Origin of the sequence: Xanthomonas chitinilytica (assembly GCF_026107455.2) — a bacterium.
GTDB classification, from domain to species: Bacteria; Pseudomonadota; Gammaproteobacteria; order Xanthomonadales; family Xanthomonadaceae; genus Stenotrophomonas; species Stenotrophomonas chitinilytica.
In genome coordinates this window covers 1-13,868 of record NZ_JAPCHY010000009.1, presented here as the reverse complement: position 1 = coordinate 13,868, position 13,868 = coordinate 1, and the positions used below count along the sequence as shown (strand labels likewise).

General features: G+C 72.2%; 8 protein-coding genes. 2 read left to right on the top strand and 6 right to left on the bottom strand.

Going from position 1 to position 13,868, the window contains the following annotated elements; translation table 11 throughout:
- The first annotated feature begins 117 nt into the window (after positions 1–117).
- Positions 118–1,158, top strand: coding sequence for an SMP-30/gluconolactonase/LRE family protein (locus tag OK345_RS11070; RefSeq protein ID WP_265128038.1), 1,041 nt, complete (start codon positions 118–120; stop codon positions 1,156–1,158).
- A 271-nt stretch (positions 1,159–1,429) separates the two neighbouring features.
- Here OK345_RS11070 and OK345_RS11065 read toward each other — a convergent pair whose 3' ends face one another.
- The 5 genes from OK345_RS11065 to OK345_RS11045 all read right to left on the bottom strand — a co-directional run bounded on the left by OK345_RS11065 (position 1,430) and on the right by OK345_RS11045 (position 12,294).
- Positions 1,430–2,899 (bottom strand): mannitol dehydrogenase family protein, encoded by a 1,470-nt coding sequence (locus OK345_RS11065; RefSeq protein ID WP_265128037.1) that lies wholly within the window; start codon positions 2,897–2,899, stop codon positions 1,430–1,432.
- 66 nt (positions 2,900–2,965) lie between these two features.
- Positions 2,966–5,749, bottom strand: coding sequence for a glycoside hydrolase family 3 protein (locus OK345_RS11060; RefSeq protein ID WP_265128036.1), 2,784 nt, complete (start codon positions 5,747–5,749; stop codon positions 2,966–2,968).
- A 955-nt stretch (positions 5,750–6,704) separates the two neighbouring features.
- The gene (gene manD, locus OK345_RS11055; protein ID WP_265128035.1) at positions 6,705–7,964 is read right to left on the bottom strand and encodes a D-mannonate dehydratase ManD; all 1,260 of its coding nucleotides are present in this window, start codon (positions 7,962–7,964) and stop codon (positions 6,705–6,707) included.
- A 30-nt stretch (positions 7,965–7,994) separates the two neighbouring features.
- A complete protein-coding gene (locus OK345_RS11050) occupies positions 7,995–9,932 on the bottom strand; it encodes a sialate O-acetylesterase (protein WP_265128034.1) in 1,938 nt (645 codons plus the stop codon).
- Between the two features lie 172 nt (positions 9,933–10,104).
- Positions 10,105–12,294 (bottom strand): alpha-glucuronidase family glycosyl hydrolase, encoded by a 2,190-nt coding sequence (locus tag OK345_RS11045; RefSeq protein WP_265128033.1) that lies wholly within the window; start codon positions 12,292–12,294, stop codon positions 10,105–10,107.
- Between the two features lie 212 nt (positions 12,295–12,506).
- Between OK345_RS11045 and OK345_RS11040 the strand changes: the two genes are divergently transcribed.
- Positions 12,507–13,577: a LacI family DNA-binding transcriptional regulator gene (locus tag OK345_RS11040; protein ID WP_265128032.1), complete on the top strand. Its 1,071-nt coding sequence runs from the start codon at positions 12,507–12,509 to the stop codon at positions 13,575–13,577.
- 12 nt (positions 13,578–13,589) lie between these two features.
- On the opposite strand, the gene OK345_RS11035 is transcribed toward OK345_RS11040, so the two are convergent.
- On the bottom strand, positions 13,590–13,868 hold a 279-nt coding region (locus OK345_RS11035; RefSeq protein WP_265128031.1), incomplete at its 5' end, for an MFS transporter.

Here is a 13,868-nt window from a genome sequence, read left to right as displayed (position 1 = left end):
CGGATCGCCCGCCCTTTGCGCTGGGACAGGTATGCTCGCGCATCGGCGAGTTTCGTCGGCCGTCCTCCTTCGCGACGGCCACGCCACATCCCACGCCAGCCACGCAAGGAGATTCCGATGGGCCGCTTCGTCCGATCCGCCTTCGCCATTCCGCTGTGGGCGCTGCTGGCGGCCTGCGCGTCGAACGGCGGCGACGCGTCGCAGCGCTATTCCGCCGTCGGGCGGCTGAGCGTTTTCGACGCCTCGTTCGAGGCGATCGTCGCGCCCGATGCGCGCATCGAGAAGATCGCCGAGGGCTTCACCTGGTCCGAGGGGCCGGCCTGGCTGGACAAGGACAACGCCCTGCTGTTCACCGACGTTCCCGCGAACACGCTGTACCGCTGGTCCGAGCGCGACGGCCTGACGGTGTTGCTCAAGCCTTCCGGCTACGACGGTCCCGGCATGGACGCGCTGCGCGAGGCAGGCGCCAACGGACTCCATGCCGAGCCCGGCGGCACGGTGCTGCTGGCCGACTCCGGTAGCCGCTTCGTCGCCCGCCTCGACCCGTCGAGCAAGCGCAAGACGCCGATCGCGACGGCCTACGAGGGCAAGCGCTTCAACAGTCCCAACGATGTCGTGCGCCGCCGCGACGGCGTCGTGTTCTTCACTGATCCGCCCTACGGCCTGGAAGGCCTGGACGAGTCGCCGGTCAAGGAGCTGGCGTTCAGCGGCGTCTACCGCCTCGACCGCGACGGCCGCGTGCATCTGTTGGACGACACGCTGCGCTTCCCCAACGGCATCGCCCTGTCGCCGGACGAGCGCACGCTGTACGTGGCCAACTCCGATGCCGGACGGCCGATCTGGATGGCCTATTCGCTCGATGCCGATGGCGCGGTGACCGGCAAGCGCGTGTTCGCCGACGCCTCGGATCTCGCCGGCGAGGACGCCCCCGGGCTGCCGGACGGCATGGCGGTGGCGGCCGACGGCACGCTGTTCGCCACCGGCCCGGGCGGCGTCATCGTCTTCGCGCCCGACGGCAGACGGCTGGGCCGCATCGAGACCGGCACGGCGATCGCCAACTGCGCCTTCGGCGACGACGGCAGGACGCTGTACATGACCTCGCATTCGTTCCTGGCCCGTGTGCGGGTGAACGCGATCGGCCTGGGTTTTCCGCACTGAGGAATCCGGACAGGCCGGATTGCCGCGCGCGAACCCGATTCCTCGCCGGGAGCATCGATAACAGGACGGCAGGGTCGGCCGGTCCGACTTTGACCAGGCTGCCGGGCCCTGCCGGTGCAACCCGCTGGCGCCCATCGCACGGGCGCCGCTCGAGGGTTCCGGAGCGATGGCGTTCCGCGCGCGTGGGCAACGGGTACGGCATGGACATCGCGACCGGCCACCGCAGCCTGGACGCGAAGGCCGCCGGTATCGGCGGCCGCCTGCCGCGGTTCTACCCGGTCGCGGCAAGCGCCCGGGCGACCTCGGCGGCGTCCGCATCGCCGAGCGAGGCGTAGCCGCCGCGCAACGCATCGACGAACCGCGCGTCGCCGGACAATGGCGCGAACACGCTGTCGATCCGCAGGAACGCCGTGACGTCGGCCCGCGCATCGCCACTGGCCGCGCGGCCGATCGCCGTCAGCGCGTCGTTCAACGGGTCCACCAGCGCCACCCCGTCGCGTGCCTGCCGGCGCACGAAATGCATCCATGCCGCGACCGGCAGGCACAGGCGGTCGATGCGGCGGCCGCCGGCCAGGGCGTCGGCGATGCTGCCGAGCAGGCGCACCGGCAGCTTCTGCGAACCGTCCCAGGCGATCTGCGACAAGCGGTGGCGGATCGCCGGGTTGCGGAAGCGCGCGAGGATCGCACCGGCATAGGCGTCCGGATCGAAACCGCGCATCGCCGCCAGGCCCGGCGCGATGTCCTCGCGCATCAGCCGCTCGACGAAACCGGCGAGCGACGGATCGCGCATCGCCTCGGCGACGGTCCCGAGGTCCATCAGCGAGCCGAGGTAGGCCAGCGCCGAATGCGGGCCGTTGAGCAGGCGCAGCTTGGCGCGGTCGTAGCCGGCGATGTCGTCGCTCATCGTCACGCCGGCCCGCTCGAACGCGGGGCGGCCGTTGCGGAAATCGTCCTCCACCACCCATTGTGCGTACGCCTCGCGCTGGACCGGCCAGGCGTCGGCCAGGCCGGTCCGCGCGGACACGCGCGCGCGCAGTGCGTCGTCGCTGGCCGGGGTGATGCTGTCCACCATCGAGCGCGGGAACGAGGCTTCGCTCTCGATCCATGCCGCCAGCGCGGGATCGATCCGCTGCGCGAACTGCAGCACCGCGCGGCGCAGCCTGCCGCCGTTGTCGGCCAGGTTGTCGCAGCTGAGTACGGTGTACGGCTTCAGGCCCAGCCGCCGGCGCGCGCGCAGGCCGGCGACGAGGTAGCCGATGGCGCTGTCGGGCGTGTCCGGCGAGGCGAGGTCGTGGGCGATGTCCGGATGCGCGAAGTCGAGGCCGTCGCCGGCGAGGCAATAGCCCTTCTCGGTGATGGTCAGGGTGACGATGCGCACCGCCGGGTCGGCCAGCCGCGCGAGCACGGCGGGCTGTTCGTCGCGGGCGCACAGCAGTTCGCGGATCGCGCCGATCACGCGCAGGCCGGGGTGTTCGCCGAGCAGCGCCAGCGTGTACAGGCCGTCCTGCGCGCGCAGCGCGTCGCGCACGCCGCTGCTGTGCAGCGACACGCCGCAGATCGCCCAGTCCGGTTCGTCGCCGAGCAGGTCGTCGAGATACGCGGCCTGGTGCGCGCGATGGAACGCGCCGGGGCCGAAGTGGACGATGCCGATGCGGGTGGCGGCGCGGTCGTAGGCCGGGCGCGCGATGGCGGACGGCAGCGCGGACAGGGTGGCGTCGGAGAGGCGGGGGAGGTCGGTCATCGCGGTCGCAGGCGGGTCGGGGAAGAGGAAACGGCCATCTCCCGCGGGCGGGAGATGGGCGCGGTTTCAATCGTCGTTCGCGTCCAGCACCTCGAAGGCGGCGCGCGCGCGGATGTCCGCGCTGGACGCGCCGACCTGCACTTCGTAGCGGCCCGGATCGACCGCATAGGCCTTGCGCGCCTCGTCGTAGTGGCGCAGGTCGGTCTGCGGACGGAAGTCGAAACGCACCTCGCGCTCTTCGCCCGGTTGCAGCTGCACGCGCTGGAAACCGCGCAGTTCCTTCGATGCGCGCGGGCGCCCGGGATCGAGCGGGCGCAGGTACAGCTGCACCACCTCGTCGCCGGCGCGCGCGCCGGCGTTCCTCACCTTCAGCGCGACCTGCACCTGTCCGTCCGCGCCGGTCCGCGTGCGGTCCAGTTCCAGGCCGGAATAGTCGAAGCGCGTATAGGACAGGCCATGCCCGAACGGATACAGCGGCTGGCCATCGAAGTAGCGGTAGGTGCGGCCGGCCATCGCGTAGTCGTCGAATGCCGGCAGCTTCTCGTCGGCCTTGTAGAACGTCACCGGCAGGCGGCCGCCGGGGTTGGCGTCGCCGAACAGCACGTCGGCCACCGCGCTGCCGCCGCGCTGGCCGGGGTACCACGCCAGCAGGATCGCCGGCAGGTGCCGTTGTTCCCAGTCGATGGCCAGCGCCGAGCCGGTGGTCAGCACCGCCACCACCGGCTTGCCGGTGGCATGCAGCGCTTGGAGCAGCTCGCGCTGCGGCCTGGGCAGGCGCAGGTCGGTGCGGTCGCCGCCGGCGAAGCCGGGGTAGTTGACGTCCATCTCCTCGCCCTCGACGTCGCCGGTCAAGCCGCCGACGAACACCACCGCGTCGGCGCCACGCGCGGCATCCAGCGCTTCCTCCAGCGGCGGCCTGGCCCCGGGCAGGCGCCAGGCCAGGCGTACCGCGGCGTCGCGCTCGCCCTCGAAGTAGTCCAGGCGCAGGTCGTAGGCCCGGCCGGCCTGCAGGTCGAGGGCGACGCTGGCGCCGCGCAGGCGGTCGCTGGCGGCCCACTTGTCCAGCAGCAGCCTGCCGTCCAGGTACAGGCGGAAGCCGTCGTTGGCGGCCACGTCCAGCTCGTAGCGGCCGGACACCGGCGGCAGCAACTGGCCGCTCCAGCGCACGCTGAAGTCGTCGCCGGACAGGGCGCGCCCGGGCGCGATCTCGCCGCGCGCGACCAGGTCGTCGGTCGGCGCGCCGCGGTCCCAGCGGAAGCCGACCTGGGCGTCGATGCGGGTCAGCACCGGTTCGCCGGCCAGTTCGCGGCCGCGGAAGTATTCGCCCTTCAACCCGCGCTCGCCGGAGTCGGCGGCAGGACGCAGGTAGCGCGCCGCGATCGGCGGTGCCGCGTTCGGATCGTCGCGGCCCTCGACCAGGTCGGCGCCGCGCGCATGGACCACCTCGACGTCGGGCAGCGCCTCGCGGATGCCCTGCAGGATCGTCACCGGCGCGGCCGGGGTGCCGTAGTAGTTGCCCAGCAGCGCCATGGTGTCGTCGGCGGTGGGGCCGACCACGGCGATGCGCTTGAGCGCGTCGCGCGACAGCGGCAGCATGCCGTCGTTCTTCAGCAGTACCAGCGATTCGCGCGCGGCGCGCCGTGCCAGCGCGTCATGTTCGGGCGACTGGTTGACCGAATAGGGGATCCGCGCCCAACGCACCGCCTCGGGCGGGTCGAACATGCCCAGGCGCATGCGCGTGAACATCAGCGGCTTCAGCGCCGCGTCGATCCCGGCCTCGTCGATCAGGCCCTGGCGCACCGCCGCCGGCAGCGTGGCGTACTCCTCGCCGCATTCCAGCTCGGTGCCGTTGTTCACCGCGAGCGCGGCGGCCTGCTCGCGGCTGGCGACGATCCGGTGGTGCTTCCAGATGTCCACGATCGCCCAGCAGTCGGAGACGACGTAGCCGTCGAAGCCCCAGTCCCTGCGCAGCACGTCGCGCAGCAGGAACCTGCTGGCGCTGGCCGACTCGCCGAACACGCGGTTGTAGGCGCCCATCACCGAAGCGACGCGGGCCTCCTTCACCAGCGCCTCGAATGCCGGCAGGTAGGTCTCGTACAGGTCGCGCTGCGAGGGATGCGCGTCGAAGTGGTGGCGGTCGGCCTCCGGGCCGCTGTGCACGGCGAAGTGCTTGGCGGTGGCGTCGAGCTTCCGGTATTTCTCGCCGAGCGGATTCGTGGGCGCATCTGCGTCGTCGTCGTCGCCTTGCAGGCCTTCGACGAAGGTCACGCCCATGCGCGCGGTCAGGTACGGGTCCTCGCCGTAGGTTTCCTGGCCGCGGCCCCAGCGCGGGTCGCGGAAGATGTTGATGTTGGGCGACCAGAAGGTCAGGCCCTGGTAGCGGCCGTGCTGGCCGCGGCGCGCGAACTCGTGGTGCTTGGCGCGCGCCTCGTCGCTGATCGCGGTGGAGACCTCGCGCATCAGCGACGTATCGAACGTCGCCGCCAGGCCGATCGCCTGCGGGAACACGGTGGCGCCGCCGGCGCGGGCGACGCCGTGCAGCGCTTCGTTCCACCAGTCGTAGGCGGGCACGCCCAGGCGCGGGATCGCCGGGGCGGCGTTCTGCATCTGCGCGACCTTCTCTTCCAGCGTCATCCGCGCTACCAGGTCGGCGGCGCGCTCCTCGAAGCCGCGGGTGGTGTCGAGGTAGACGGGTCGGGGCGCATCGGCCGCCTGCGCGGCGGTGGTGGACGACAGCGCAGCGGCGAGGACGAGGAGGGGGACCCGCCATGCGCGGCTTCCCGTGGGAGGAACCCTGCGCGGTCCCGGGCCATAGGTCCCGGCGCGCTTTCCATTCGCCTCCCCGCGCATGGATGCGTGGGCCTCCGCGCAGGGATCTGCGCAACGCCCCATGGCGACCGACGCCGCGCCTGCAATGGTCTTCCCTTCACGGTTCTTGCCCTGCATGTCCTCTCCTCCCTCTCAGCGGGCCGCTTCGGCCCGTGCATACGGCCCCAGCATCGCGCCGACGAAACCGTCGGCGACGTTCGTGCTGAGGATGGTTCCGTCTTCGTCGCGGCGCAGCCATCGCCAGTCCCGGCCCTCGCGTAGAGCGGAGCTTGCTCCGCTGGGGTTTTCCCGATACGGCGCCAGCGGAGCAAGCTCCGCTCTACGCGAGGGCCGGGGCGGGGCGTCATCACCAGCCTCGCATCGCGCGGCTTTCCTGACGCGCCGTAGAGCCGAGCTCGCTCGGCTGGGGCTTTCCCGGTGTGGCGCCAGCGGAGCAAGCTCCGCTCTACGCGAGGGCCGGGGTTGGGCGTCATCACCAGCCCCACATCGCGCGGTCTTCCCGGTACGCCGTAGAGCCGAGCTTGCTCGGCTGGGGTTTTCCCAGTACGGCGCCAGCGGAGCAAGCTCCGCTCTACGCGAAGGTTGGGGCGGGGCGTCATCACCAGCCCCGCATTGCGCGGCTTTCCTGACGCGCCGTAGAGCCGAGCTTGCTCGGCTGGGGCTTTCCCGGTGTGGCGCCAGCGGAGCAAGCTCCGCTCTACGCGAGGGCTGGGGCGGGGGGTCATCACCAGTCTCGCATCGCGCGGCTTTCCTGACGCGCCGTAGAGCCGAGCTCGCTCGGCTGGGGTTTTCCCGGTGTGGCGCCAGCGGAGCAAGCTCCGCTCTACGCGAGGGTTGGGGCGGGGCGTCATCACCGGCCCGGCATCGCGCCGTCTTCCCGGCGTGCCGTAGAGCCGAGCTTGCTCGGCTGGGGCTTTCCCGGTGTGGCGCCAGCGGAGCAAGCTCCGCTCTACCGGGCGGCCGGGGCGGGGTGTCATCACCAGTCCCACATCGCGCCGTCTTCCAGGCGCGCGATCGGCAGCTGCTTGGGCGAGTACGGGTACTTCGCCGCCAGCGCCTCGTCGATGTCCACGCCGTGCCCGGGGCTGTCGCCCACGTGCAGGCGGCCGTCGCGGAACACGTAGTCGTGCGGGAACACGGCGTTGGTCTGCTCGGCATGGAACATGTATTCCTGGATGCCGAAGTTCGGCACCCAGGTGTCGAAGTGCAGCGCCGCGCCCATCGTCACCGGCGACAGGTCGGTGGCGCCGTGGAAGCCGGTGCGCACCTGGTGCAGCGCGGCGAAGTCGGCCAGGCGGCGCAGGTGGGTGATGCCGCCGCCGTGGACAATCGTGGTGCGGATGTAGTCGATCAGCTGGCGCTCGATCAGGTGCTTGCAGTCCCAGATCGAGTTGAACACCTCGCCCACCGCCAGCGCCGTCACCGAATGCCGGCGGATCAGCTCGAACGAGCTCTGGTTCTCGGCCGGGGTGGCGTCCTCCAGCCAGAACAGCCGATACGGTTCCAGGTCGCGCGCCAGCCGCGCCGCCTCGATCGGGGTGAGCCGGTGGTGCGCGTCGTGCAGCAGTTCGACCTCGTTGCCGTGGTCGCGGCGCAGCTGCTCGAACAGCCTGGGCACGGTCTCCAGGTAGCGCGGCGTGTTCCACACCGTCTCGGCCGGCAGCGCGCTTTCGGCCGGCTCGTAGGGCTTGCCGGCCGCGGCCACGCCGTAGGCCTTCTTCACCCCCGGCACGCCGCACTGCGCGCGCACCGCCAGGAAGCCCTGCGCGATGTACCTGCCGACCTCGTCGCTGGCCTCGGCGATGTCGCGGCCGTTGGCGTGCGCGTAGACCAGCGCGCCCTCGCGCGAGCGCCCGCCCAGCAGCTGGTACAGCGGCAGCCCGGCCATCTTGCCGAGGATGTCCCACAGCGCCACGTCGACCGCGGCGATCGCGCTCATCGTCACCGGGCCGCGCCGCCAGTACGCGCCGCGATAGAGGAACTGCCACAGGTCCTCGATGCGGCCGGCGTCGCGGCCGATCAGGTTCGGCACCACGTGCTCCTGCAGGTACGCGGCGACGGCCAGCTCGCGGCCGTTGAGGGTGGCGTCGCCCAGGCCGTGGACGCCGGAGCGGGTGACGATCTTCAGGGTGACGAAGTTGCGTCCGGGACAGGTGACGATGACCTTGGCGTCGACGATCTCGCGCTCGCGCGAGGCGCCGTGGGCGGTGGTTTCGGAAGCGGGGTGCGTGCTCATCTGGAATCGCTCGGCTCGGGTTCGTCCGGATCAGGGAATGGCCATCTCGAACGGCCCAGCCGGCAGGCCGGCGCCGTCGTACAGGGTCACGACCGGGCTGTCGGCCCAGCCGTAGCGCACGCGGGTGGCGGGGCCGGCGGTGTCCGCGCGCAGCAGCACCTCGTCGCCGCGGATCCGCGCGCTGGCGTAGCGGCACGAACCGGCCGCGTCGCCGCACAGCTCGAAGCCGACCGGGCCGTCCGCGCCGTAGGCGAACAGGCCGTCGCTGGCGTCGCCGAAGCGCACCGCGATGGCCTCGCCTTCGCGCCTCGCCGACAACGGCACCGGCCCGGACGCCGGCAGCGCCTCGCCGTAGACCACGTGCCGCGCCGCGAGCGCCAGGCGCCGGCCCAGTTCCTGTTTGTTGGCCGGGTGGATGTCGTAGCGGTCGCCGATGTCGATCGCCACCGCCAGCCCGCTGCGCGGGTCCTCGGCGGCGACCTGGCGCTGCGCCTCGCGCAGCTGCGCCCATTCGCTCTCGAGCGGACGGGTCGGGGCCGGGCCATGGTTGGCCAGCTGCACCACCAGCAGCGGCAGGCCGGCGCCGAACTGCGCGCGCAGGTCGTCGCGGTAGCGGCGCAGCAGGTCGCGGTAGCGTTCGGCCTCGAAGGTACTGGACTCGCCCTGGTACCACAGCGCGCCGCGCAGCCCGTAGCGGCCCAGCGGCGCGATCATGCCGTTGTGGAGGGTGGACAGGCCGGCGGCCGACTGCCACGGCGCGCGCGGCGGCGTGCCGTACGACCCGGGCACGATGCGGTACTTCCAGGCGCTGTCCAGCGCCACGCTGGAGCCATCGGCCAGGCGCAGTGCACGGCTGGCCGACGGGCCGACGATGCCGCCGTCGCGGTAGGTGTCGAGCACGGCGACCGCGACGGTGTTGTCGCCTTCGTGCAGCAGTCCGGCCGGCAGCGGGTACGCGCGCGGCGCGTCGGCGCCGTAGCTGCTGCCGACCGCGCGGCCGTTGACCCAGGTCTGGTCGATCTCGTCGACCGCGCCCAGCGCCAGCACCGCGTCCTGCGCCGCCTGCTGCGCGCTCAGGGTGAGGGTGGTGCGGTACCAGACCAGGCCGTTGAAGTCGGCCAGCTCGGGCACCCCCCAGTACTCCCATGCGCCGAGTTCGCGCGGGGCATCGCGCCACTGCGCATCGACGGCAAAGGCCGGGTCCCACGGCGCGTCGCCCGCGGCCAGGCCCGGGCGCGCGTTCCACCATGCCTGCCAGATCCCGCCCCAGCGGTCGTTCGCGGCCACCGGGTCGCTGGCGTACAGCGCCAGCACGTCGAGCTCGTCGTCGTACCGGCCGCTGGCGCGCAGCGCCCGGCCGCTGGTCCAGGCCTGGATGCGCGAGCCGCCCCAGGAGGCGTTGATCAGGCCCATCGGCACGTCCACGGTCTTCTGCAGTTCGCGCGCGAAGTAGAAGCAGGCGGCGGAGAAGTCGCGCGCCGTCTCCGGGGTGCTCTGCTGCCAGCGCGGTTGCTCGCCGAAGCTCCCCAGCGGCACCGGGCTGGCGGCCTGGGCGATCTTCAGCAGGCGGATGCGCGGGTTGCCGGCGGCGGCGATCTCGGCGCGCGCATCCAGCGTGCGGTGCAGCTGCAGCTCCATGTTGGACTGGCCGCTGCACAGCCAGACGTCGCCGACCAGCACGTCGTCGATGCGCTGCCGCGCGCCGCCGGCGCTGGCGCTCAGCGCGTACGGCCCGCCGGCCGGCAGCGCCGGCAACCGCGCCCGCCAGTGCCCGTCGGCGTCGGCGCGGCTGCGCACGCGCTTGCCGGCGAACTCGACCTGCACCGTCTGGTTCGGTGCGGCGCGGCCCCACACCGGGATCGGCCGGTCGCGCTGCAGCACCGCGTGGTCCTGGAACATGGCGTGCAGCAGCGGCGCGTCGGCGGCGCCGGCCAGGGCCGGGAGCACCCCTGCGAGCGCGATGCCCATGCGCAGCGCCATGCATCGGCCGACCCGGCCCCCGGACGGCGTCTCCCGCGCGGAACGGCCCCCGGCGGCCACGCCACCACGCGCGGCGGCGCGGCCCGCATCCGGGTGTCCCGGCTTTTCCGCGGCAACAGGGTGAAGCGGGAAGCGGCGATGGCCGGCAGGCATGTGCATTTCAGATTCCCGGGGCGAAGGGGAACGACAGCGAGCGGTAGTACTCCAGCGGATGCGCCGGCGGCGCGTAGCCGGGCGGCAGTGGCAGATGGTTCAGGCTCTGCCAGTAGGCGATGCTGGCATCGCGCCACCACTGCGCTTCCTTTTCCTGGATCGCGAGGAAATCGGCGACCTGGCGGTAGCGCGCGGCATCGACGTAGCCCGACAGCCCGGCCCAGGTCGCGCGCATCCGCTTCACCTCGTCCACGCCGTGCGTGTAGCGGTGCACCAGCTCGTCCCACAGCGTGCGTCCGGAGGGCATGGGCTGCTCCCACGGCACGCGGTGGAACCACAGCAGGAACCGCTCCGGCACGCGTCGCACGTCGCCGAACCCGGCCGCCAGCGGCGGCGCGTACTGGGCCACGGCGTCGCTGCCGGTGGCGCTGCGGTCGAAGCCGATGGCCTGCGCGTCGGCGCGGTGGTAGTACACCGGGTCCCAGTCCGGGCGCTCGCTGCCGGCGTCCCATGGCGCCGGGCCGTAGTGGTGGCTGCGGCCCATCAGGTGGTGCAGGCCGAGCGGGGTCATGTAGTCGACCGCGGCCTCGCGCGAATCCATCATCATCGCCACCACCGGCTGCACGAAGCGCGCGTCGTTGCAGAAGGTCATGCGCACCCATTCCCCGGCGATCGCGCGCGAGGACAGCGACGGGTTCCATGCCAGCCGGCCGAAGGCGTACCAGTTGGCCTGGTCGAAGACCGAGCCGCTCCAGTCGCGGTCGCTGCCGATGTTGGCGACGCCGGCCATGCCGGTGAGCTTGTAATCGTGCAGCGAGCCGTCGATCACCCTGGCCACGGTGGAGCCCTCGCCGTGCACGAAGGTGTCGGCCTGCAGCGTCTCTTCGTACAGCGTGCCCTGGTACACCAGGTGGGTGGCGAAGCCCAGGTACTCCTTGGTGATCTGGAATTCCATCATCAGCGGCGTGTTCGGCATCGCCCCGAACAGCGGGTGGAACGGCTCGCGCGGCTGGAAGTCGATCGCGCCGTTCTTGACCTGCACGATCACGTTGTCGCGGAAGGCGCCGTCCAGCGGCACGAACTCGCTGTAGGCCTGCTTGGCGCGATCGTCGGGCTGCTCGTGCGAATAGACGAAGGCGCGCCACATCACGATGCCGCCGTGCGGCGCCAGCGCGTCGGCCATCATGTTGGCGCCGTCGGCGTGGCTGCGGCCGTAGTCCTGCGGGCCGGGCTGGCCTTCCGAGTTGGCCTTGACCAGGAAGCCGCCGAAGTCGGGGATGACACGGTAGATCTCCTCGGCCTTGTCGCGCCACCAGCGCCGCACCTGCGGGTCGAGCGGATCGGCGCTGTTCAGCCCGCCGATCTCGATCGGCGCGGAAAAGCGCGCGCTCAGGTACACGCGGATGCCCCACGGGCGGAACACGTCGGCCAGTGCCGCCGCCTTCTCCAGGTAAGGCGCGGTCAGGCTCAGCGCGTTGCTGTTGACGTTGTTGAGTACCGTGCCGTTGATGCCCAGCGAGGCGTTGGCGCGGGCGTAGTCGGTGTAGCGCGGGTCCAGCCAGTCCGGCAGCCGGTGCCAGTCCCAGATCGACTGGCCGGCGTAGCCGCGTTCGACGCTGCGGTCGAGGTTGTCCCAGTGGTTGAGCACGCGCCGCTGCACCCGCGGCGCGTCGTGCAGGTCCAGCGCCGCCAGCGGTTGCCCGGTCTGCACCAGGCGCAGGAGGGCGAACGCGCCGTACAGCGCGCCGACGTCGCTGTCGGCGGCGACCACGGTGGCCTGGTGGCCGCCGATCCGCACGCTGCGGATCAGGTAGCCCTCGCGGCCGAGCGCGGCGGTGTCGAGCCCGAGCGCGGCGACCAGCGGCGAGGAGGCGGGCGTGCCGACGACGATGGCGCCATCGCGCGTGACCTGCTGCGCCAGCGCCGGCGCAGCGCCGAGCAGGCCGCCGAGGCCGCGCAGCAGCTCGGCGCGGGTGGCGGCCTGGGTCGGGGTGGCGTCGCCGGCGATCAGCTCGGCGGCGGCGGTGCGGGCGGCCCGCGCGTCGTCGGCCGGCAGCGGCCGGTAGCGCAGCCACAGGTCGTAGCCGTCCTCGGCCAGTGCCTGCACCGGCAGCAGCAGCGCCAGCAGCAGCGCGCCGGCCGCGGCGAAGCCGCGCGCGCGGCCGGCCGCCGGCCGTATCCCGAACAGTCTCTTCATCGGTCCCTCCGCTTCCGTCGATATCGTGATTGCATGGGGGCCGGCCCGGCCGGGAAGTTGCGGTCGCCGGCCGCCCGGCTTGCCGCTAACATGGGACGCACCGTGATGTCGTCCACGTCGGATCCGCGTTTCCATGGCGATTGACCTGGGACCTGTGCGGGGGAACCGCGCATTGCCGTCTCGTGTCCGCAAGCCAGCTGAAGAGGAAAACCTTGGAGAAGGCCAGGAAATCGATCCGCCGCAAGGGCCATGCCACCACCATCGGGGAAGTCGCCGCGCTCGCCAAGGTCTCGCCGATGACCGTCTCGCGCGTGGTCAACGGCAACGGCAACGTCCGCGATGCGACCCGCGAACGGGTGCTGCGCGCGGTCGAGAAGCTGGGCTACACCCCGAACCTGGCGGCCAGCGCGCTCGCCGCCGCGCAGAACACCCGCATCGCGCTGATCTACACCAATCCCAGCGGCGCCTACCTGAGCGACCTGCTGGTGGGCGTGCTGCACGGCGCCGCGCGCGCGGCGGTGCAGCTGGTCATCGATTCCTGGGACGAGCTCGACGCCGAAGGCGAGCGCCGCGCCGCGCGCACGCTGGCGCGCAGCGTGGCCGGGGTGATCCTGCCGCCGCCGCTGTGCGAGTCCCGGGAGGTGGTGTACGAACTGGTGCGCGCCGGCATCCCGGTGGTGGCGATCGCCGGCGAGCGCTTCCACGAGGCCATCTCCTGCGTGCATATCGACGACTTCCGCGCCGCCCGCGAGATGACCGAATACCTGATCGGGCTGGGTCACACCCGCATCGGCTACATCAAGGGCGATCCCAACCAGATCGCCAGCCAGCGCCGCTTCGAGGGCTTCCAGGCGGCGCTGGCCGGGGCCGGGATCGCGCTGGACCGGCACCTGGTGCAGCAGGGCTACTACACCTATCGCTCGGCGCTGGAACCGGCCGAGAAGCTGCTGGCCAGGCGGCGCCCGCCCACCGCGATCTTCGCCAGCAACGACGACATGGCCGCCGCCGCCGTCTCGGTGGCGCACCGCCGCGGCCTGGACGTGCCCGGCGACCTGTCGGTGGTCGGCTTCGACGACACCTCGGCGGCGACCCGGGTATGGCCGGAGCTGACCACGATCCGCCAGCCGCTCGGCGCCATGGCCGACTCGGCCCTGGACCACCTGCTGCGCAGCATCCGCAGCAAGGCGCGCGACGCCGTGCCGGTCGACCAGGTGGTCCAGCACACGCTGGTCATGCGCGACTCGGTGGCCGCGCCGGCGGCCGCGAAAGCGGCCAGACGCTGATCCGGACACGCGCTAGCCCTCCATCTGCTCCAGCTCCCTGCCCTTGGTTTCGTGCACGCAGCGCAGCACGAAGAACACCGACAGGATCGCGGCGACCATGTAGATGCCATAGGCGCCGGCCAGGCCGATGCTGCCCAGCAGCACCGGGAAGGTCACGGTGATGGCGAAGTTGGAGGTCCACTGCGCGGCGCCGGCCACCGCCAGGCCCGAACCGCGGATCTGGTTGGGGAACATCTCGCCCAGCATCACCCACATCACCGGGCCCCAGGACATGTTGAAGAAGATCACGTA